We start from the raw sequence: 20,028 nt of genomic DNA, 5'->3' as shown, positions 1-20,028 counted from the left end.
CCGACCCTCTCCGCGACCTTCAGGCTGATCCCATGAACCCGCTCCGCGCCGTGCTCGCCCTCCCGTTCGGGCGGCGTGCCCTCGCGGCCCTCCTCTACGGCCTGATCGCCTTCCCGCTCGCCCTCGTCGGCTTCGTCCTCACCCTCGTGGGGCTGCTGGTCGGCGGCGTCCTGTCGGTCACCACGCTCGGGCTGTGGCTGATCGCCGTCACCGTGCGCGGAGCGCTGGCGCTCGGCAGGCTGCAACGCGCGCTGGCACGGCGGCTGCTCGGGCTGGAGATCGAGGACCCGCAGCGCCGCACCGGCAGCGGCATCCTCGGCTGGCGCCGGGCCCTGCTCGCCGACCGCGGCGGATGGCGCGCCGTCGCCTGCGCGCTGGCTACGCCCTTCACCGCGGCCTTCGGACTCGTCACCGTCGTCATCGGCTACGTATACGGCGTCCTGCTGACCCTGCACCCCCTGCTCGAGAACTGGAACTACGACACCCGGCGGGCCCCGGACGGCACGGAGCACCGTGTGTCACTGGAGTTCTTCGGCTTCCAGGTCGACTCCTGGCCCCGCTGGCTGATCCCCGTGACCCTCGGGTTGCTGCTCCTCGCCACCGCGTCCTGGCTGCTGCGCCACGCCCTCGCCCCGCATCGCGCCCTGCTCACCGCGCTGCTCGGACCCGATGCGGCCGACCGCCGCATCCGCACCCTGGAGGAGACCCGCGCGCAGGCGGTCGAGGACGCTGCGGCGACCCTGCGCCGGATCGAGCGCGATCTGCACGACGGCACCCAGGCCCGGCTCGTCGGCCTCGCCATGCACCTCACGATGATCAAGGAGCTGATCGGCACGGGAGCCTCCCCGCAGCAGCTCCTCACGGTCGTCGACACCGCGCAGGGCAACGCCACCCAGGCCATCGCCGACCTGCGCCACCTCGTCAAGGGCATCCACCCGCCCGTGCTCGACCAGGGCCTCGACACCGCCCTGGCCACCCTCGCCGCGGACAGCGCCCTGCCCGTCGAGGTCCGCGCCGACATCGCCGACCGCCCGAGCCCGGCCGTCGAGTCGATCGCGTACTTCTGCGTCGCCGAACTCCTCGCCAACGCGGCCAAGCACAGCGCGGCGAGCGCCGCCGTCGTGACCGTGACCGCCCGGGACGGACTGCTGCGGCTGACCGTGCGCGACGACGGACGCGGGGGAGCGGTGATCGGCGCGGGCTCCGGCCTGACCGGGCTGCGCGCCCGGGCCCGTACCGTCGACGGCACGCTCACCTGCGACAGTCCACCGGGAGGTCCTACCGTGGTCACGGTCGAACTGCCCTACTGATCCGGAAGGTCATATGCGCGTCGTCATCGCCGAGGACTCCGCCCTGCTGCGCGACGGGCTGGCCCAGTTGCTCCGGTTGCGCGGGGTGGAGGTCGCCGCCGCCGTGGGGGACGCGGAGGCGCTGCTGACGTCGGTGTCCGAGCACCGGCCGGACGTCGCCGTCGTCGACATCCGGCTGCCGCCCACACAGACGGACGAGGGGGTGCGGGCCGCCGTACGGCTGCGCGCGGACCACCCCGGCACCGGGGTGCTGGTCTTCTCGCAGTACGTCGAGACCACGTACGCGGCGCAACTGCTCCGCGAACCCGCCGGGTTCGGCTATCTGCTGAAGGAACGCGTCGTCGACATCGGCGAATTCGTGGACGCCATGGAGCGCGTCGCCCGCGGCGGTACGGCCCTCGACCCCGAGGTGGTCGCGCAGCTCTTCGGCGCGAGCCGCCGGGCGGGCGCCCTCGACACGCTCACCCCCCGGGAGCGGGAGGTCCTCGCGCTGATGGCCGAGGGCCGCACCAACCACGCGATCGCCGCCGCCTTCACCGTCTCCGAGCGGGCCGTCGAGAAGCACGTCGCCAACATCTTCGTGAAGCTGGACCTGCCGCCGTCGGACACCGGGAACCGCCGGGTCCTCGCGGTCCTGCGCTATCTGGACTCGGTGCGCTGAAGCTCAGAAGTCGCTCAAGGTTCACCGGATCGATGGACGGCACATCTACCTCGTCCGTAGGGTCGCGATCATGCCCGACATATCGCTGACCATGGTCGTCGTCCTGTGCCTCGCCTCGCTGGCGGCCGGCTGGATCGACGCCGTGGTGGGCGGCGGCGGGCTGCTCCTGCTCCCCGCGCTGCTGCTCGGACTGCCGAGCGGCACCCCGGCGGCGTACGCGCTCGGCACCAACAAGGCGGTGGCGATCGTCGGCACGACCGGCGCGGCGGTGACGTACGCGCGCAAGGCGCCCGTCGACGTGCGCCTCGCGGTGCGGATCGGGCTCGCGGCGCTCGCCGGTTCCACGGCGGGCGCGTTCGTCGCGGCCGGGCTGAGCACCGATGTGCTCAAGCCGGTCGTCATGGTCGTCCTGCTCGGTGTCGGCGCCTTCGTGATCCTCAGGCCCGCCTTCGGGACGGCGCCCCCGACGACGCCCGTCTCCGCGCGCCGCGTCCTCGCCGCGATCGGGCTGGCGGGCCTCGGCATCGGCTTCTACGACGGGCTCATCGGCCCCGGCACGGGCACGTTCCTCGTGCTCGCCCTCACCGCGCTCCTCCACCTCGACCTGGTGACCGCCTCCGCCACCGCCAAGATCGTCAACTGCTGCACCAACGCGGGTGCCCTCGCGACCTTCGCCTGGAAGGGCACGGTGCACTGGCAGCTCGCCGCGCTGATGGCCGTCTTCAATCTGGTCGGCGGCACCGTCGGGGCCCACACCGCGCTCAAGAAGGGCAGCGGGTTCGTCCGCGTCGTGCTGCTGACGGTGGTGTTCGCGCTGGTGGCGAACATGGCCTACCAGCAGTGGATCGCCTAGCCACGGGGAGGCGTCAGGCCCGGACGGGGCTCACCGGCCGAGCGTGACGGTGGCGCTCCAGGTGTCCCCGGCCTTGGCGGACGTCCCGTCCTGGAACTTCGTGTCGCTCGTGTACGCCCCGAGCAGGTCGACCTTCTCGCCCGGTGCGGACGACTGGAGGATGTCGCACACCTGCGGGACCGTCGTGACCTTCGTGTCCTTGATGTCGGTGATCACGTCACCGGCCGCCATGTTCGCCTTGGCGGCCACGGAGTGGCCGTCCACGCTCGTCACATAGACGCCGTCGATCCCCTGGGCGGTGATGGCCTTCTGAAGCTTCGTCGCCTCGGTCTCCTGTCCGGGGAAGTAGGACGCGAAGTTGGGGTCGCTCAGCGCGACCAGCCCCTGCCACCCGGGATTGTTCTTGCTCTTCCCCTCGGCGAGCCCCTCCAGGAGGGGTTTGGCGTGGTCGCCCGCGATGGAGTAGTACTGCCCCTGGGTGCCCTCGATGATGAAGGTGTTGATGCCCACGAGCTTGGCGTCGCTGTTCAGCAGCGGGCCGCCGGAGTTGCCCGGGTTGAGGGTCGCGGAATGCTGCACGGTGGACGACAGGTTGGGCGAGCTGGTCTGCCCGGTCTGTGCGACCTCCGGGGACTGCACCACGCCGGTGGTGAGCACCGCCTTCTCGTGGCTGGTGTCGCCCGCGCCGACCGGATAGCCGATCGCGGTCACCTGGTCGCCCTGTTTGAGGTCGCCGCTGTCGCCGAACTCCACTTCCTTGAGGTCGTCCTGCGGGGTGGCGAGCTTCACGATCGCCAGGTCCTCGCAGGGATCGGCCGCCACGACCCGCACGGGCACGGGCCCACCGTCCTCGATACGGACCTGGAGAGAGGTCTGACCGGAGACCACATGGTCGTTGGTGAGGATGAGCCCCTTCTCGGCGTCGTAGATGACGCCGGTGCCGTCGGCCTCGCCGCCGGCCAGCACCTGCACGGTCGCGGGTGCCACCTTCTCGAAGATCTCGTCCGGATCGTCCGCCCGCGCCGGCGTGGTGGTGAGCCCGCCGCTCAGGGCGATGGCGGACACGGCGGTGACGCAGACTCTCGCTATCGGCCTCATCAGGGCCCTCCCAGCTCCCGGCCGAGGCCCCAACACTCAGGCCGGGGAGAAGAACTGCCCCTTCCAGGCTAATCCTCCGCCACACCTCTGTCGCGGCGGGGAACGGCCGCCGCCGGACCACGTGGGCGCCGTCGGTCAGGCCGCGCGGCTCCCCGTCAGATGGGCGAAGACGACGACGTTGCCCTGGTACCCGGTCGCCTTCGAATAGCCGCCGCCGCATGTGATGACGCGTAGCTCGGCGCGCTGCGCGGCGCCGTACACCTTGTCGTCGGGGAAGTCGCGGGCGTCGTACACCTCGACGGAGTCGACGGTGAAGACGGCCGTGCCGCCGTCGCGGCGCGCCACCTCGATGACACTGCCCTTCTTCAGGGAGCCGAGGTCGTAGAAGACGGCGGGGCCCTCGGAGTTGTCGACGTGTCCCGCGACGATCGCGGTGCCCCGTTCGCCCGGTGTGGTGCCGGCCTCGTACCAGCCGGCGAGGTTCTTCTGCTCCGCGGGCGGGACGTCCAGGCTGCCCTGCGGGGTGAGGGAGAGACCCATCAGGGGGGCGTCCACGCGGATGGAGGGTATGCGGATGCGCTCCGGCGGGGAGTGCGGCAGCGCGGGCGCGGCGGGCCGCCGGTCACCGGCGCCGGGTGCCGCCGCCTGCGCGGCGGACGGCTGGGGCGGCGCGTTCGTCTCGGCGCCGCTGTGCAGCAGAAAGGCGCCGGAACAGAGGGCGACCACGGTGACGGACGCTATCGCTATGTTGCTGACCGGGCGCACGTGAGCCTCCTGGCGGGATATGTCCAAGGCCGCGCTCTCTCCTGGATCCTTGTGGGTCGTTCGGGTCGGGTCCCGTTCCCCCTCCGGGCCGCGAGGGGCGTCGGGCCACGGAGGGGGAGGGGACGGCGGTACCGGCGGACGGACAGCGGAGGGTGTCCGTCAGATCCCGTCGCCTCTCGCCCGGCGATGCAGGAGCCAGGTACCGCCCGCGGCGGCGACGGCCAGGGCCGCCACTCCCGCCGCGGTCTGCACGGGATCGGTGCCCAGAGCGCCACCGACCCCCGTCTTCACCAGTCCGCGCGGCTGGACCTGCTCGCGCGTGGACGTCAGCGTCACCATCAGGTCACCCGTGACCTGCTTGCCGCCCGCGCACTGCGCGACGATCTCGTACGTCCCCGGCTGAGCGCTGGGCGGCACCCGGAACTGTCCGATCGCGTCGTTCTCGTGAGCGCTCGGGGCCAGCGGGAACGTGCCGGCGCCGACCGCGCTGGCATCGCCCGCCGCCGCGGCGGCCGCGCCGCACGCCGCCGTGTTGACCGTGACGCCCGCGCCCGGGACGACGGTCGAGGGGAACACCTCCAGCCTTCCGGTCTCACCGCCGTACGCGGGCGCCGTGGCGAGACCCGCGGCGGCGACGGCGAGCGCGGTACCGGTCAGCATCCGGGCGGTACGTCGCATCGTGCTTGCTCCTCCGAGGGGGCGCGGCCCGCGACACCCCCAAGTGCCGCTGCGTCGGTCACGCCCCTGCTTTACCGAGGTAAGTGGCACACGACCGAACCCGCTTCCTGATGGACTGTCAAAAATGAGGTGAACGGGTGTCAGGAAGGAGCGCCACACGGGTTGGTTCCACGGTGTTCCAGCAGGTCACCGGCCCGCGACCGGCGGGTCGCGGAAAAGAGCCCGAAGGGGGCTGGCGAAGGTGTGAACGGGTGACCGGGCGCCGCTTCGGCGCGGAGGCGGGGTCCGGCGCGGGGCGGCGGTCTCGTCGGCTTGACCTCGACAAAGCTTGAGGTATGAGGGTGTGCGTCATGAACACAGCCACAGCCGAAACCACGGCCCCCGTCTCCCCGCCGGCCGCCGGCTCCACGGCCGCACCCGACTCCGCGTCGGCGTCCGACCCCGCGCTCCCGGCCTCCGCGCCGGTCCCGGTCCCCGGCCCGCTCGCCGCGCCGGCCGCGTCCGCCCTACCCGAGGCTCCGGTGCGGGTCACGGTGGTCGTCGGCAGTGACCGGGAGGGCCGCTTCGGCCCCGTCGTCGCCGACTGGCTGCTGGAGCGCATCGGGGAACGCGACGACTTCGCCGTCGAGGTCGTCGACGTCGCCGCCGCCTCGCTTCCCACGGCGCTCTCGCACGACCCGTCGCCGTCGGTGGCGGCCGCGCTCGCGGAGGTGTCACCGGCCCTGGACGCCGCGGACGCCTTCGTGGTCCTCACCCCTGAGTACAACCATTCCTTCCCCGCGGGTCTGAAGAACCTGATCGACCGGCACTTCACCGAGTGGCGTGCCAAGCCGGTCGCCCTCGTCTCCTACGGCGGCATCTCCGGAGGTCTCCGCGCCGCCGAACACCTCCGGCAGGTCTTCGCGGAACTGCACGCCGTGACCGTGCGCGACACGGTGTCCTTCCACGGCGCGGCAGGCGCCTTCGACACCGGTGGCCGGCCGCGCGACCCGGCCGGCCCGTCCGCGGCGGCCACGGCGATGCTGGACCAACTGGCCTGGTGGGCCCGGGCTCTGCGGGAGGCCAAGGAGAGGCGGCCGTACGGGGGGTAGCGGGCCGGAGCGCGGCCCCCGGCGGAGCCCGGAAGGCGAGGGCGGCCGGTTCGAAGAGAGCGACGACGGCCGGCCGCTCCCGCCACGTCCGCCGGTCCGTGCGGGCGGCAGGCTCCGGCGGGACGGCGGCCGGCCCGTGCCCGGTCACCGTGCGCGCATGGGCAGGCGTCCTGTCGACGCCTGCCCATGCACGGCCGGGGTTGTCGCGGGGTCAGGCCACGGACACCGCGGACCAGGCGGCCGCGACCGCGTTGTACTCGGTGCTGCCCGCGCCGTACAGGTCCTTCGCCGCGTTCAGCGTGGCCGTACGGGCACCCGCGTAGTTGGTCGAGGACGTCATGTAGACCGTCAGCGCGCGGTACCAGATCTTGCCGACCTTGTCGTGGCCGATGCCGGTGACCGTCGAGCCGTTGCAGGTCGGGGAGTTGTAGCTGACGCCGTTGACCGTCTTGGCGCCGCTGCCCTCCGCCAGCAGATACGCGAAGTGGTTCGCGACGCCCGACGAGTAGTGGACGTCGAGGTTGCCCACCGAACTGCTCCAGCAGTCGGCCGAGTTGCCGTCCTTGGAGGGCTTGTCCATGAAGCGCAGGGCGGGCTTGCCGAAGCCGGAACGGACGATCTTCTCGCCGATCAGGTAGTCACCGGCGTCGGAGGGGTTGTTCGCGTACCACTCCACCATCGTGCCGAAGATGTCCGACGTCGCCTCGTTGAGGCCGCCGGACTCGCCCGAGTACGTGAGGGCGGCCGTCTTCGAGGTGACGCCGTGCGACATCTCGTGACCGGCCACGTCCAGCGCCACCAGCGGGCCGAACGTCGTCCCGTCGCCGTCGCCGTACGTCATGCAGAAGCAACTGTCGTCCCAGAAGGCGTTGTTGTAGTTGTTGCCGTAGTGCACGCGGTTGTACGAGCCCTTGCCGTCACCGGCGATGCCGTTGCGGCCGTGGACGTTCTTGTAGTAGTCCCAGGTCTCGTTCGTGCCGTACTGGGCGTCGACGGCGGCCGAGGAGCGGTCCGACGCGGTGCCCGAGCCCCAGTGGTTGTCGGCGTCCGTGAACAGCGTCGCCGGGGCGCGGCTGAAGCAGATGCCGAAGATGCACAGGTCCGTCTTGTTCGCCGCGTCGCCGGTGTAGGTGTTCCCGCGCGTGGGGTCCTTGAGCTGGTACGTCGACCCGGACAGCGTGGTCTCCAGCGGAACCGTGCCGCTGTAGAGCGACTGGCCGTCGCCGGTCGCCGTCTCGATGGTGTCCCAGGCGTCGATCTGTGCGCCGGTACGGGCGTCGGTGAGGACGCTGCGGGCGACCGGGTTGCCGAGCGAGTCCTGTGCCACCACGTCGGTCTGCCAGGCGAGTTTGGGCGCTCCGTGCAGAGCGTCGACGACCAGCCGGGGCTTGGCCGTGATCTTCTTCAGGGTCTCGCCCAGGTTCGCGGCGCGCAGCGCGTTCACCGCCAGGTCGGCGGCCTTGGGCGCGGCCAGGCTGGGGGTCACGCTGGGCAGCGACAGAGGGCTGCGGGTGGCGCGGTCCGCGCTCCGGTACGCACCGCCCGGCGCCAGGTGGACCACGAAGTCGCCGCCCAGCACGGGCAGCTGACGGTAGGTCCGGTCGTACCGGACGTGCTGGGTGCCGTCCTTGTCGACGACGACGTCTCGTACGGAGGTGTCCTGCGCGGAGGTGAGTCCCAGACTCGTGGCGTGCTCCACGAGCGCCGACGCCGCGTTCGCGAGGGCGGTGGCCCTGCTCGGTCTGCCGTCCGCGCTCGCGGTCGGGGCCAGTGCCGCGGCCAGCAGTGTGGCCGTGGTCGCGGCTATGCCCGCGGTGGCGAGACGGGAACCTCGGATGTGCCGTGTCCGACTCATCGGTCTCCTTGGGAAGGCGCCTTGGGCGCGTGGGGGGAGGCGCTGATGTCGTCACAGATTTAAAGGTCCATGACATGTCATGTCCATAGCGCGCGCTGATGGATGTGTGTGGGTGTGTGAGGGGTGAGAATCGTTTCTGCAAAGGCCTCGGAGACAGCCGCCCACGAGGCCGTGCGGAGACCGCCGCGACGAACCGAGAGGGAGCCGATCATGGCCACGGCCGCCTGGCTGACCGTCCTGACCACGACCGATGCCGCCGACAAGGCCGAGGCGCTCGCCCGCGGCGCGGTCGAGGCACGGGTCGCGGCCTGTGCGCAGATCTCCGGACCGGTCACGTCCGTCTACCGATGGCGGGGCGACATCGAGACCGCCGCCGAGTGGCAGGTGCTCTTCAAGACGACGGGCGCCCGGTACGACGAACTGGAGGCGTATCTGCGGCGGGCGCACGACTACGACACCCCCGAGATCATCGCGACGGAGATCGTCCGGGGCGGCGCGGACTACCTGCGATGGCTGGAGGAGGAGACCGCCGGGTGAGACTCCCCTTCTTCGTCTACGGCACCCTGCGCCCCGGCGAGCACAACCACGACCTGTTCCTGCGGGGCCGCACGCAGTCCGAGGAACCGGTCCGGATGCGGGACGTCGTGCTGTACGACGGGCCCGGATACCCGTACGCCGTCGAGGAGGCCGGCGGACTGGTGAGCGGCGAACTCGTGACCGCGCTGCCCCACGAGTACGAGGAACTCCTCGCGGCCCTCGACCGGTTGGAGGAGTACGCGCCGGGCGATCCGCGCAACCTCTACGAGCGGGTGGCGCGCGACGTCGTGCGCGCGGACGGGACCGCGGGCGTCCGCGCCTGGGTGTACGTGGCCGCTCCCGCCGTCGCGGCCCGCCTCCGCGCCCGGGGCAGGCGGATCAGGGGCGGGGACTGGCACTCACGGTTCTGAGCGGACCGGCGGCGCACCTGCCCACGGCGTCCCCGCGGGGCGCGCCCCGGCCCGGGCGCCGGCGCGCCCCGGACGGTCACCGCTCGACGGCCTCCAGACGCACCGCGCACGCCTTGAACTCCGGCATGCGCGACGTCGGGTCGAGGGCCGGGTTGGTCAGGGTGTTGGCGCGGCCCTCGCCCGGCCAGTGGAAGGGCATGAACACGGTGTCGGGCCGGATGGTGCTCGTGATCCGGGCCGGTGCCACGGCACGGCCCCGCCGCGACACGACCGCCACCGCGTCCCCGTCCAGCGCCCCGAGCCGTTCGGCCAGCCGCGGGTGCATCTCCACGAACGGGCCGGGGGCGGCGGCGTTGAGCTCGTCGACGCGCCGGGTCTGCGCGCCCGACTGGTACTGCGCCACGACCCGGCCGGTGGTCAGCAGCACCGGGTACTCGTCGTCCGGTTCCTCGGCGGCCGGCCGGTGCGACACGGGCACGAACCGCGCTCGCCCGTCCTCGGTGGCGAAGCGGTCGAGGAAGAGGCGCGGCGTCCCTGGGTGCACGCCCGCACCGTCGCCCGCCCGCGCGGTGCCGTCGACGGCCGGTGCCGCGCCGCCTCCCGCCCAGGCCGGGCCGGCGCCCGTCCCCGTCGTGTCGTCCTCTTCCGACGGTGCGGGGCCGCTGCCGCCGCCCGGCACCGCGCCGGCGTCCCCCGCGGGGTCGTCCTCGAACACGTCGAGCGAGGCGTCCTCGCAGTCGTCGCACTCACCGGCGGCCCCGGGCCCGGCTCCGGTCGTGCGGGCGGCTCCGTCCGTCCCGGCGACATCCGTGCCGGACGGCTCGCCGGCCCCGGCGGGCTCCGGCGCAGGGCACGGCCAGAACACGCCGTTCTCCTCCGCCAGCCGCCGGTAGGTGATCCCCGAGTAGTCCGCCGTCCCGCCCGCGCTCGCCCTGCGCAGTTCGTCGAAGACCTCCTCCGGGTCCGCCGGGAACCCCTTCTCCACGCCCAGGCGGGCGGCCAGTTCACGCAGCACGTACAGATCGCTGTGCACACCCCGCGGCGGGGCGAGCGCCTGACGTCGCAGCAGCACGCGGCCCTCCAGGTTCGTGGTCGTGCCGGTCTCCTCGGCCCACTGGGTGACCGGCAGGACGACATCGGCGAGCGCGGCCGTCTCCGACAGGACGACGTCGGCGACCGCCAGGAAGTCGAGCGAGGCGAGGCGTTCCTCGACGTGCGCGGCGCGCGGCGCGGAGACCACCGGGTTCGACCCCATCAACAGCAGCGAACGAATGTCCGTGCCCATCGCGTCGAGGAGTTCGTACGCGCTGCGTCCGGGGCCGGGCAGCGTGTCCGGGTCCACGCCCCACACCTCGGCCACGTGGCGGCGCGCCTCCGGGTCGGTCAGCTTGCGGTAGCCGGGCAACTGGTCGGCCTTCTGGCCGTGTTCGCGCCCGCCCTGCCCGTTGCCCTGCCCGGTCAGACAGCCGTACCCGGACAACGGCCGCCCCGCCCGCCCGGTGGCCAGGCACAGGTTGATCCACGCGCCGACCGTGTCCGTGCCCTTGGACTGCTGCTCGGGCCCGCGCGCGGTGAGCACGATGGCGGCCTCCGGCTCGCAGAACAGCCGCACGGCCTCCCGCAGCCGTGGAACGGACACCCCCGTGATCCGCTCCACGTACTCCGGCCAGTGGGCCATGGCCGCCGCCCGCGCGTCCTCCCAGCCGCTCGTCCGGTCCCGGATGTACTCCTCGTCGGTGCGCCCCTCGGCGACGACCAGGTGCAGCATCCCGAGCGCCAGCGCCAGATCCGTACCCGGGCGCGGCGCGAGGTGCAGGTCGGCCTGCTCGGCCGTACGCGTCCGGCGCGGGTCGACGACGATCAGCGTGCCGCCGTTCTCCTTCAGCTCGGTGAGGTAGCGCAGCGCCGGCGGCATCGTCTCGGCGAGGTTGGAGCCGACGAGGATCACACAGCCGGTCCGCGGCACGTCCTCCAGCGGGAAGGGCAGCCCCCGGTCGAGACCGAAGGCCTTGATCCCGGCCGCCGCCGCGGACGACATGCAGAACCTGCCGTTGTAGTCGATCTGCGAGGTGCCGAGGACGACGCGGGCGAACTTTCCGAGGGCGTACGCCTTCTCGTTCGTCAGTCCGCCCCCGCCGAACACACCGCACGCGTCCGGGCCGTGCTCCGCGCGCGTGCGCGAAAGACCCGCGGCGATCCGGTCGAGAGCCTCGTCCCAGCCGGCCGGCTCCAGCACACCCGCCCTGCGCACCAGCGGCGACGTCAGCCGCACCCGGGACGACAGCAGCTCCGGCGCGGTACGGCCCTTGCCGCACAGCGCCCCCCGGTTCACCGGGAAGTCCGCGCGCTCCGTCACCTCGACACCGCCGGAGGCGGGCGTCAGGTTCATCCCGCACTGCAGGGCGCAGTACGGGCAGTGGGTGGGCGTCGCGGAGGTGTTCATACCGCTCAGCGTGGGTCGGGCGTGTTACGCGCCGGGTCGGGCCGCGTTACGCCGACGGCACGGGCACCTCCCGGCCGGGTCCGGCGCTCCGTGAGGGACGCCCTCCCTCACTCGCCGGCGGCGGCCAGTGCGCGCGAGATCCCCGGCTCCTTCGGCCCGAGGAACCGCGGATCGGGCTCGAACACCGCGTCCAGGGCGGCCTTCCCCGCGGCGAAGATCTCCCGCGTGCCCCCGTAGTACCAGGTGACGTCGTGCTTGGCGTCCACGCCGATGCCGTACGACCGCACCCCGGCCGCCTGACACAGCGCGACCGCCCGCCGGATGTGGAAGCCCTGGCTGATCAGCACGGCCTCGTGCACCCCGAAGATCTTCCGGGCCCGTACACAGGAGTCCCAGGTGTCGAAGCCCGCGTAGTCGCTGACGATGCGGCCGTCGGGCACACCCCGCGCGGTCAGATAGGTCCGCATGGCGTCCGGCTCGTCGTAGTCCTCGCGGCTGTTGTCGCCGGTGACGAGGACGACCTTGATCCGGCCGTCGCGGTACAGCCTGGCCGCCGCGTCGAGACGGTGGGCGAGGTACGGTGACGGCTCGCCGTCCCACAGGCCCGCGCCGAAGACCACCGCGACGTCCGTGCGTGGGGCGTTCGCCGTCGTGCGCAGCCGGTCGCCCGTCACCACGTACATCCAGGTCGCGGGCAGCAGCGCGAGGACGCACAGCAGCATCACCGCCTGCACGGCCCGCCGCTGTCCGGCCCGCGTGCGCGGCAGTCGCGGCCGGCGCAGCCGCCGCACCGCACGCGGCATCACGAAGCGCATCTTCGCTGTCCCCTCCCCAGGTGGCCCCGCCCCTTCAGGACGCGGCGGGACGCCGTCCGGTTCACGGCGCAGGACGTGACCCGGTTCACTCTCCGTGCCGTCCCCGCAGGTCGCGCACGCTCACACCGCCCGTCCGTCCCGGCGTGAACCCCTGGAAAACACCCGTCATGCCCACGCAACGGCCCGGCAACCTGGTACCGGCAGGATCGCTCCATGACGGCGTCGAACACTCCTCGCGACGAGTCCACGTACCGCCCGGGCGGCCCGCCGCCCGGGGGTGCCCACCCGGAAAGCATCCTCGACGGCCACCTCGACAGTACGGCGCAACTCATGAACCGGATCACCAGCCAGCTCGGCAGCCAGCTCAGCCTCGTCTCGCTCAACGGCACGCGCCGTCCGGCACCGCCCGCGCTCGTCCTCGTGGCGCACGGCAGCCGCGACCCGCGCACCCTCGCCACCGTGCGTACCCTGGTCGAGCGGGTCCGCGAAGTGCGCCCCCAGCTGCCCGTGCACCTGGGGCACATCGAACTGAACGAGCCCCTGCTGCCCGACACCCTCGCCGCCCTGCCCGCCGGCGACGCCGTCCTCGTCCCCCTGCTGCTCAGCCGCGGCTACCACGTCAAGCAGGACATCCCCGAGGCCGTGGCCGCCGCACCCCACCTGCGGGCCCGCGTCGCCGCCCCGCTCGGCCCGCACCCGCTGCTCGTGGAGACGCTGTACGCACGGCTCGTCGAGGCGGGCTGGCGGACCAGGGCCGGCGAGGCGGCCCGCCGCGCGAGCGGTGTCGTGCTCGCCGCCGCCGGCTCCCGCGACCCCGACTCGGCCGTCGACACCCGCCGCACCGCCCACCTGCTCGCCGAGCGCCTCGGGGTCCCCGTCGTCCCCGCGTACGCGTCGGCCGCCTCGCCCACCGTCCCGGCGGCCGTGCGCGCCCTCACCGCCCGAGGCCGGCACCGGATCGCCGTCGCCTCGTACTTCACCGCCCCCGGCCGCTTCGCCACCCAGTGCGCCGAGGCCGCCCCGTGGATCGCGGCCGAACCGCTCGGTGACCATCCCGCGATGGCCCGCCTCGTCCTGCACCGCTACGACCAGGCCGTCGCGGCCTCCGGGACCGTCACCGAACGCGCCCTCACCCCGGCCTGAACCGGACGGCTCCGCCCCGCCGGTCGCCGACGCCCACGTCCCGGATGTCGGTGCCTGCGTCTACTGTCGGTGGCATGGAAGGCACCGCACCGCAGGCGCACGAGACCCCGGAAAGCCCCCACCACCCCGAGAACCCCGTACGGCCCGCGCAGTCCGGGACCGGCCACGGGCCCCACGCCCCGCACGGCGGGTACGACGACTCCGCCGTGGAGCGCTGGGCCGTAGAGCCCGACAAACGCCCAGGGCGCACCGCCTTCCAGCGCGACCGCGCCCGCGTGCTGCACTCCGCCGCCCTGCGCCGCCTCGCGGGCAAGACCCAGGTCGTCACCCCCGGTACCCGGAGCCAGGTCTGGGACGCCAGCCCCCGCACCCGTCTGACGCACTCCCTGGAGTGCGCCCAGGTCGGCCGTGAGCTGGGCGCCGCGCTCGGCTGCGACCCCGACCTGGTCGAGGCGGCCTGCCTCTCGCACGACCTCGGCCACCCGCCCTTCGGGCACAACGGCGAACAGGCGCTGAACGAATTCGCCGAGGACTGCGGCGGCTTCGAGGGCAACGCCCAGTCCCTGCGGCTGCTCACCCGGATCGAGCCCAAGAGGTTCGTGCGCAGCGACGCCGTGGCACCGGCCCCCGGAGGGGGAGGCGACCTCGTCAGCGTCGGGCTCAATCTCACCCGGGCCGCGCTCGACGCCGCCACCAAGTACCCCTGGCCGCGCGGCGCCCACCCCACCGACCCCACGTCCCCGAAGTTCGGGGTGTACGAGGACGACCGGCCGGTCTTCGACTGGATCCGTAAGGGCGCCCCCGGCAGCCGCACCTGCTTCGAGGCCCAGGTCATGGACTGGTCGGACGACGTGGCCTACTCGGTCCACGACGTCGAGGACGGTCTGCACGCCGGCCACATCGACCCCAACTGCCTTCACGCAGAACCGGAACGGCAGGAGATCTTCGCGGTCGCCATCGGCCGCTACGTCCCCGCGGACACCGACCCCGCCGAGCTGTCCGAGGCCCTGGACCGGCTCCTGGACCAGGAGTGGTGGCCCCACGGGTACGACGGATCGGCCGTCGCGCAGGCCCGGTTGAAGGACGCGACCAGCCAGCTCATCGGCCGCTTCTGCCTGGCCGCGGAGGGCGCCACCCGCGCCACCTACGGCAGCGGCCGCCTCGGCAGGTACACGGCGGAGCTGGTCGTGCCGCGCGGCGCCCGTCACGAGTGCGCCGTTCTCAAGGCCGTCGCCCACCGGTACGTGATGCAGCGCGCCGAGCAGGAACGGCTCCGCGCCGATCAGCGCGTCGTGGTCGCCGAGCTGGCCGAGGCGCTCACCGCACGCGCCCCCGACGGACTGGATCCGCAGTTCCGGGCGCTGTTCGACGACGCGACCGACGACCGCGCCCGCAAGCGCGTGATCGTCGACCAGATCGCATCCCTCACCGACGCCTCGGCGCGTTCCCTGCACCACAGGCTCACCACGCGTTCCCATGGGGGCGCAGGAGTGTGACCCTGCGTGGCCTGATCGGGCCACACCCTCTTCCCGCATCACGCTCCGTGCGGGACGCTCGCATGTGGCGACATCCTTACGAGGAGGCATCAAGTGGTCGACGCGGATCAGACATTCGTCATCGTCGGAGGAGGTCTCGCCGGCGCGAAGGCGGCCGAGACGCTCCGGGCTGAGGGCTTCACCGGGCGCGTGATACTGATCGGCGACGAACGCGACCACCCGTACGAACGGCCGCCGCTGTCCAAGGGCTACCTCCTCGGCAAGGAGGAGCGCGACAGCGTCTTCGTGCACGAACCCGCGTGGTACGCGCAGAACGACGTCGAGCTGCACCTCGGCCAGACCGTCGACGCCATCGACCGGACCGCCAAGACCGTCCGCTTCGGCGACGACGGCACCCTCGTCCACTACGACAAGCTGCTCCTCACCACCGGCGCCGAGCCCCGCCGCCTCGACATCCCGGGCACCGACCTGGCCGGCGTCCACCACCTGCGCCGCCTCGCCCACGCCGAGCGGCTCAAGGGCGTCCTCGCCGCCCTCGGCCGCGACAACGGCCACATCGTCATCGCCGGGGCCGGCTGGATCGGCCTGGAGGTGGCCGCCGCGGCCCGGGAGTACGGCGCCGAGGTCACCGTCGTCGAACCCGAGCCGACCCCGCTGCACGGGGTCCTCGGCCCGGAGCTCGGCCAGCTCTTCGCCGAGCTGCACCGCGAGCACGGCGTCCGCTTCCACTTCGGCGCGCGGCTCACCGAGATCATCGGCCAGGACGGTGTGGTCCTCGCGGCCCGCACCGACGACGGTGAGGAGCACCTCGCGCACGACGTGCTCGCCGCGATCGGCGCTGCCCCGCGGGTCGCCCTCGCCGAGGCGGCCGGCCTGGAGCTGGCCGACCGCGCGCACGGCGGCGGGATCGTGGTGGACGCCCGCCTGCGCACCTCGGACCCCGACATCCACGCCGCCGGCGACGTGGCGTCCTTCCCGCTCGGCCTGTTCGACACCCGGGTGCGTGTCGAGCACTGGGCCAACGCGCTCAACGGCGGCCCGGCGGCCGCCCGCGCGATGCTGGGCCGCGACACGGTGTACGACCGCGTGCCCTACTTCTTCTCCGACCAGTACGACATGGGGATGGAGTACAGCGGCTGGGCGCCCCCCGGCTCGTACGACCAGGTGGTGATCCGTGGCGACGCCGGAAAGCGTGAGTTCATCGCGTTCTGGGTGAAGGACGGCCGGGTCCTCGCCGGGATGAACGTGAATGTGTGGGACGTCACAGAGCCGATCCAGCGGCTGGTCCGGTCCCGGGCCCAGGTGGACACCGAGGCGCTGGCCGACCCGCACACCCCTCTCGACGGTCTCGTCTCCTAGGCGTCAGGACTGTCGGTGCGCCACCGTAGAATTCATGCGTGGCAGGACGGATCAACGACGAGGACGTGAAGGCGGTACGGGACGCGGTCCCGATCGACGCCGTGGTGTCCGAGTACCTCCAGCTGCGCAACGCGGGCGGCGGCAACCTGAAGGGGCTGTGCCCGTTCCACGACGAGAAGTCCCCGTCCTTCCAGGTCAGCCCGAGCAAGGGGCTCTTCCACTGCTTCGGCTGCCAGGAAGGCGGCGACACCATCACGTTCGTGATGAAGGTCGACCACCTCTCCTTCTCGGAGGCCGTCGAGCGGCTGGCCGGCCAGGCCGGCATCACCCTGCGGTACGAGGAGGGCGGGTACAACCCGTCCCACCAGCGCGGTGAGCGCATCCGCCTGGTGGAGGCGCACAAGGTGGCCGCCCAGTTCTACGTCGAGCAGCTCGGCACCAGCCCCGAGGCCGACACCGGCCGCATGTTCCTCGCCGAGCGCGGCTTCGACCAGGCCGCCGCAGCCCACTTCGGCGTCGGGTACAGCCCCCAGGGCTGGGACCACCTCACCCGCTATCTGCGCGGCAAGGGCTTCACCGACAAGGAACTGCTGCTGTCCGGTCTCGCCCAGGAGGGCCGCCGCGGCCCCATCGACCGTTTCCGCGGCCGCCTGATGTGGCCGATCCGCGACATCGGCGGCGACGTCGTCGGCTTCGGCGCCCGCAAGCTCTACGAGTCGGACAACGGCCCCAAGTACCTGAACACGCCGGACACGGCGATCTACAAGAAGTCCCAGGTGCTGTACGGCATCGACCTCGCCAAGAAGGAGATCGCCAAGAGCAGCCGGGCGGTCGTCGTCGAGGGCTACACCGACGTCATGGCCTGCCACCTGGCCGGCGTCACCACCGCCATCGCCACCTGCGGCACGGCCTTCGGCGGCGACCACATCAAGATCCTCCGCCGCCTCCTGATGGACAACGGCTCGGCGCGGGTCATCTTCACCTTCGACGGCGACGCGGCCGGCCAGAAGGCGGCCCTGCGCGCCTTCGAGGACGACCAGAAGTTCGCCGCCGAGACGTACATCGCGATCGCCCCGGACGGCATGGACCCCTGCGAGCTGCGCCTCGCCAAGGGCGACGACGCCGTCACGGACCTCGTCGAACCGCGTACGCCGCTCTTCGAGTTCGCCCTGCGCCAGATCGTCCTGCGCTACGACCTGGAGACCCCGGCGGGCCGCGCCGCCGCCCTCGACGAGGCGGCGCCCGTCGTCGCCCGCATCAAGAACAGCGGCGCGCAGCACGAGGTCGCCGTGCAGCTCGCGGGCATGCTCGGCATCCTCGACACCCAGTTCGTGGTCAAGCGGGTGGCCCAGCTGGCCCGTTGGGCCCGCGAGCGGGGCGGCAGGACCCCGGCGCCGTCCGGACCGCGGCCCCAGCAGGCGTACGCGGCCGTCCAGGCACCCGCCGGCGGTCCCGCCCTCACCCTGCGCAACCCCGTCTTCGCCACCGAACGCGAACTGTTGAAACTCGCCCTCCAGCGGCCCGAACTGGTCTCCCCGGCCTTCGACGCGTACGGCGTGGACGAGTTCACCGCCCCGCCGTACGCCGCCGTGCGCCAGGCGATCATGGAGGCGGGCGGCGCCGAGTACGGCGTGCAGGACTCCCAGGAGTACCTCGTCCGGGTCCGTGAGGCCGCGCCGGACGACATGGTCCGCGCCATGGTCACCGAGCTCGCCGTCGAGGCCATCCTGCGCAAGACCGTCGACGAGGGGTACGCGGGCGACCAGCTCGTCATGGTCCGCCGCCGCGCCGTCGACCGTCGCGTCCGCGACGTGCAGAGCTCCCTCGCCCGTCTCAGCGCCCATGGGGACCCGGCCCAGCTGACCGCCGTGCAGAACGAGTTGTGGGTCCTCCAGCAGTACGGGCAGGCGTTGCGGGAGCGGGGCGCGGAAGCGCTCTGAGCGCCCGGGATCCGGGCACCGGTGCCCGGCCTTCCGCTCCCTGCCGCCCCACTGCCCCCTCACGTGCAGCTTTCAACCAGTTTGGGGTCCGGGAAAGCGCGCACCCGTCCCCACGGTAACCACGCGGTCACGGACCGGACGCAAAAAGTCACCGCACGCCCCTCGTGGCGGCGATGTGTCGTACTCCACACTGGGTTCCGGTGCCTGAGTCCTCGGAGCGCGGCCGGCCCGCACGCGACGGGTTCCCGATCCCCGCGGTTCCGCCACACGACTACGGGATGGACAGCGGCGAGGCCGTCGACCCCATCCCCGACGTACCGCTGCCGCACGCCTCAGCAGCGACATTCCTGGAGGTCGCCCCCGTGCAGACCCAGACCCTCACACAGACCGACACCACCACGGACGCGGACGCCGAGGCGGACGCCGTCACGGCGGTCCCCCCGCAGAGCCGTGGTGCGCACCACCCCGAGACCGGGCCGGACGGCCCGCCGGAACTCGACGGCCCGCCGCCCGGTGCCGTCGAGAGCGAGGTGGAGACCGAGGCCGAGGCCCCCGAGCCGGTCGAAGCGCCCCGCAGCCGCGCCACGGACACCGCCGGACCCTCCTCCGACCTGTTCCGCCAGTATCTGCGCGAGATCGGGCGGATCCCCCTGCTCACCGCGGCCGAGGAGGTCGAACTCGCCCGCCGCGTGGAGGCAGGACTCTTCGCCGAGGAGAAGCTCCGCCTCACGCCCGACCTGGACAGCCAGCTCGCCCTCGACCTGGACCGGCTCGTCGTCATGGGCCGCATGGCCAAGCGCCGTCTGATCGAGGCGAACCTGCGGCTCGTCGTCTCCGTCGCCAAGCGGTACGTGGGCCGCGGCCTGACCATGCTCGACCTGGTCCAGGAGGGCAACCTCGGCCTCATCCGGGCCGTCGAGAAGTTCGACTACGCCCGCGGGTACAAGTTCTCCACCTACGCCACCTGGTGGATCCGGCAGGCCATGTCCCGCGCCCTCGCCGACCAGGCCCGCACCATCCGCGTGCCGGTCCACGTCGTCGAGCTGATCAACCGGGTCGTCCGGGTACAGCGGCGCATGCTCCAGGAACGCGGCTACGAGCCGACGCCCGAAGAGGTCGCCGCGCACCTGGACCTGCCCAGCGAGCGGGTCAGCGAAGTGCTGCGGCTGGCGCAGGAGCCGGTGTCCCTGCACGCCCCGGTGGGCGAGGAGGACGACGTTGCGCTGGGCGACCTGATCGAGGACGGCGACGCCGCGTCCCCCGTGGAGTCCGCCGCGTTCCTGCTGCTCCGCGAGCACCTGGAGGCGGTGCTGTCCACGCTGGGCGAGCGCGAACGCAAGGTGGTCCAGCTGCGGTACGGCCTCGCGGACGGACGGCCGCGCACACTGGAGGAGATCGGGCGGATCTTCGGCGTCACGCGGGAGCGGATCCGTCAGATCGAGTCGAAGACCCTCAACAAGCTGCGCGACCACGCGTTCGCGGACCAGCTGCGCGGCTACCTCGACTGACGCGGCACGTGCCGGTGCCCCCTCCGCCGGCCCCCGGGCCGAGGGCCGGGAGGGGGCGGAGGGGGG

17 protein-coding genes are annotated in these 20,028 nt (G+C 72.8%); 11 read left to right on the top strand and 6 right to left on the bottom strand.

The window, feature by feature from the left end:
* Positions 1 to 32: 32 nt before the first annotated feature.
* From BKI49_RS11535 to BKI49_RS11525, 3 genes are all read left to right on the top strand, one after another.
* Positions 33 to 1,310 carry a sensor histidine kinase gene (locus tag BKI49_RS11535; protein ID WP_095934157.1) on the top strand — a complete coding sequence of 426 codons (1,278 nt, stop codon included), beginning with the start codon at positions 33 to 35 and terminating at the stop codon, positions 1,308 to 1,310.
* 13 nt (positions 1,311 to 1,323) lie between these two features.
* Entirely contained in the window at positions 1,324 to 1,971 is a 648-nt protein-coding gene (locus tag BKI49_RS11530; protein WP_095934156.1) for a response regulator transcription factor, read from the top strand.
* 70 nt (positions 1,972 to 2,041) lie between these two features.
* Positions 2,042 to 2,824, top strand: coding sequence for a sulfite exporter TauE/SafE family protein (locus BKI49_RS11525; protein WP_028804556.1), 783 nt, complete (start codon positions 2,042 to 2,044; stop codon positions 2,822 to 2,824).
* Between the two features lie 30 nt (positions 2,825 to 2,854).
* Here the strand turns inward: BKI49_RS11525 and BKI49_RS11520 are convergent, their stop codons facing one another.
* The 3 genes from BKI49_RS11520 to BKI49_RS11510 all read right to left on the bottom strand — a co-directional run bounded on the left by BKI49_RS11520 (position 2,855) and on the right by BKI49_RS11510 (position 5,365).
* Positions 2,855 to 3,922 (bottom strand): S1C family serine protease, encoded by a 1,068-nt coding sequence (locus tag BKI49_RS11520; RefSeq protein ID WP_095934155.1) that lies wholly within the window; start codon positions 3,920 to 3,922, stop codon positions 2,855 to 2,857.
* Positions 3,923 to 4,057: 135 nt separating this feature from the next.
* A complete protein-coding gene (locus BKI49_RS11515) occupies positions 4,058 to 4,687 on the bottom strand; it encodes a class F sortase (RefSeq protein ID WP_095934154.1) in 630 nt (209 codons plus the stop codon).
* Between the two features lie 159 nt (positions 4,688 to 4,846).
* Positions 4,847 to 5,365 carry a hypothetical protein gene (locus BKI49_RS11510; RefSeq protein ID WP_028804553.1) on the bottom strand — a complete coding sequence of 173 codons (519 nt, stop codon included), beginning with the start codon at positions 5,363 to 5,365 and terminating at the stop codon, positions 4,847 to 4,849.
* Positions 5,366 to 5,715: 350 nt separating this feature from the next.
* On the opposite strand from BKI49_RS11510, the gene BKI49_RS11505 reads away from it, so the two are divergent.
* Positions 5,716 to 6,456, top strand: coding sequence for an NADPH-dependent FMN reductase (locus BKI49_RS11505; protein WP_095934153.1), 741 nt, complete (start codon positions 5,716 to 5,718; stop codon positions 6,454 to 6,456).
* A gap of 211 nt (positions 6,457 to 6,667) precedes the next feature.
* On the opposite strand, the gene BKI49_RS11500 is transcribed toward BKI49_RS11505, so the two are convergent.
* Positions 6,668 to 8,311, bottom strand: a complete 1,644-nt coding sequence (locus BKI49_RS11500; RefSeq protein WP_095934152.1) for a M4 family metallopeptidase — start codon at positions 8,309 to 8,311, stop codon at positions 6,668 to 6,670.
* 210 nt (positions 8,312 to 8,521) lie between these two features.
* On the opposite strand from BKI49_RS11500, the gene cutA reads away from it, so the two are divergent.
* Both cutA and BKI49_RS11490 read left to right on the top strand, forming a co-directional pair.
* Positions 8,522 to 8,848, top strand: coding sequence for a divalent-cation tolerance protein CutA (gene cutA / locus BKI49_RS11495; protein WP_095934151.1), 327 nt, complete (start codon positions 8,522 to 8,524; stop codon positions 8,846 to 8,848).
* Positions 8,821 to 9,258, top strand: coding sequence for a gamma-glutamylcyclotransferase family protein (locus BKI49_RS11490; protein ID WP_095934150.1), 438 nt, complete (start codon positions 8,821 to 8,823; stop codon positions 9,256 to 9,258). Before cutA ends, BKI49_RS11490 begins: the two co-directional genes overlap by 28 nt.
* A gap of 76 nt (positions 9,259 to 9,334) precedes the next feature.
* Here BKI49_RS11490 and BKI49_RS11485 read toward each other — a convergent pair whose 3' ends face one another.
* Together BKI49_RS11485 and BKI49_RS11480 are read right to left on the bottom strand one after the other, a co-directional pair.
* Entirely contained in the window at positions 9,335 to 11,701 is a 2,367-nt protein-coding gene (locus BKI49_RS11485; RefSeq protein ID WP_095934149.1) for a molybdopterin oxidoreductase family protein, read from the bottom strand.
* A gap of 107 nt (positions 11,702 to 11,808) precedes the next feature.
* The gene (locus BKI49_RS11480) at positions 11,809 to 12,516 is read right to left on the bottom strand and encodes a SanA/YdcF family protein (protein WP_257004717.1); all 708 of its coding nucleotides are present in this window, start codon (positions 12,514 to 12,516) and stop codon (positions 11,809 to 11,811) included.
* 213 nt (positions 12,517 to 12,729) lie between these two features.
* Between BKI49_RS11480 and BKI49_RS11475 the strand changes: the two genes are divergently transcribed.
* From BKI49_RS11475 to BKI49_RS11455, 5 genes are all read left to right on the top strand, one after another.
* A complete protein-coding gene (locus BKI49_RS11475) occupies positions 12,730 to 13,659 on the top strand; it encodes a sirohydrochlorin chelatase (protein WP_095934148.1) in 930 nt (309 codons plus the stop codon).
* A gap of 74 nt (positions 13,660 to 13,733) precedes the next feature.
* On the top strand, positions 13,734 to 15,155 hold the full coding sequence (locus BKI49_RS11470) for a deoxyguanosinetriphosphate triphosphohydrolase (RefSeq protein WP_095934147.1): 1,422 nt from the start codon (positions 13,734 to 13,736) through the stop codon (positions 15,153 to 15,155).
* Positions 15,156 to 15,248: 93 nt separating this feature from the next.
* Positions 15,249 to 16,514, top strand: a complete 1,266-nt coding sequence (locus tag BKI49_RS11465; protein WP_095934146.1) for an NAD(P)/FAD-dependent oxidoreductase — start codon at positions 15,249 to 15,251, stop codon at positions 16,512 to 16,514.
* A gap of 38 nt (positions 16,515 to 16,552) precedes the next feature.
* Positions 16,553 to 18,454 (top strand): DNA primase, encoded by a 1,902-nt coding sequence (gene dnaG / locus BKI49_RS11460; protein ID WP_095934145.1) that lies wholly within the window; start codon positions 16,553 to 16,555, stop codon positions 18,452 to 18,454.
* Positions 18,455 to 18,654: 200 nt separating this feature from the next.
* Complete coding sequence (locus BKI49_RS11455; protein WP_095934144.1) at positions 18,655 to 19,962, top strand: RNA polymerase sigma factor; 1,308 nt, start codon at positions 18,655 to 18,657, stop codon at positions 19,960 to 19,962.
* Positions 19,963 to 20,028: the final 66 nt, after the last annotated feature.

The sequence above is a fragment of the Streptomyces sp. Tue6028 genome (assembly GCF_002300165.1).
GTDB classification, from domain to species: Bacteria; Actinomycetota; Actinomycetes; order Streptomycetales; family Streptomycetaceae; genus Streptomyces; species Streptomyces siamensis.
The sequence above is the reverse complement of the archived record's forward strand: the minus strand, read 5'-3'. Positions and strand labels throughout refer to the sequence as shown.

Bases quoted from the DNA above. Each gene is read 5' to 3' on its own strand.
- BKI49_RS11520 (WP_095934155.1), bottom strand. From the start codon at position 3,922: ATGAGGCCGATAGCGAGAGTCTGCGTCACCGCCGTGTCCGCCATCGCC.
- BKI49_RS11485 (WP_095934149.1), bottom strand. From the start codon at position 11,701: ATGAACACCTCCGCGACGCCCACCCACTGCCCGTACTGCGCCCTGCAG.
- BKI49_RS11510 (WP_028804553.1), bottom strand. From the start codon at position 5,365: ATGCGACGTACCGCCCGGATGCTGACCGGTACCGCGCTCGCCGTCGCC.
- BKI49_RS11475 (WP_095934148.1), top strand. From the start codon at position 12,730: ATGACGGCGTCGAACACTCCTCGCGACGAGTCCACGTACCGCCCGGGC.
- BKI49_RS11505 (WP_095934153.1), top strand. From the start codon at position 5,716: ATGAACACAGCCACAGCCGAAACCACGGCCCCCGTCTCCCCGCCGGCC.
- BKI49_RS11525 (WP_028804556.1), top strand. From the start codon at position 2,042: ATGCCCGACATATCGCTGACCATGGTCGTCGTCCTGTGCCTCGCCTCG.
- BKI49_RS11480 (WP_257004717.1), bottom strand. From the start codon at position 12,516: ATGCGCTTCGTGATGCCGCGTGCGGTGCGGCGGCTGCGCCGGCCGCGA.
- BKI49_RS11535 (WP_095934157.1), top strand. From the start codon at position 33: ATGAACCCGCTCCGCGCCGTGCTCGCCCTCCCGTTCGGGCGGCGTGCC.
- cutA (WP_095934151.1), top strand. From the start codon at position 8,522: ATGGCCACGGCCGCCTGGCTGACCGTCCTGACCACGACCGATGCCGCC.
- BKI49_RS11530 (WP_095934156.1), top strand. From the start codon at position 1,324: ATGCGCGTCGTCATCGCCGAGGACTCCGCCCTGCTGCGCGACGGGCTG.
- BKI49_RS11490 (WP_095934150.1), top strand. From the start codon at position 8,821: ATGGCTGGAGGAGGAGACCGCCGGGTGAGACTCCCCTTCTTCGTCTAC.
- BKI49_RS11500 (WP_095934152.1), bottom strand. From the start codon at position 8,311: ATGAGTCGGACACGGCACATCCGAGGTTCCCGTCTCGCCACCGCGGGC.
- BKI49_RS11470 (WP_095934147.1), top strand. From the start codon at position 13,734: ATGGAAGGCACCGCACCGCAGGCGCACGAGACCCCGGAAAGCCCCCAC.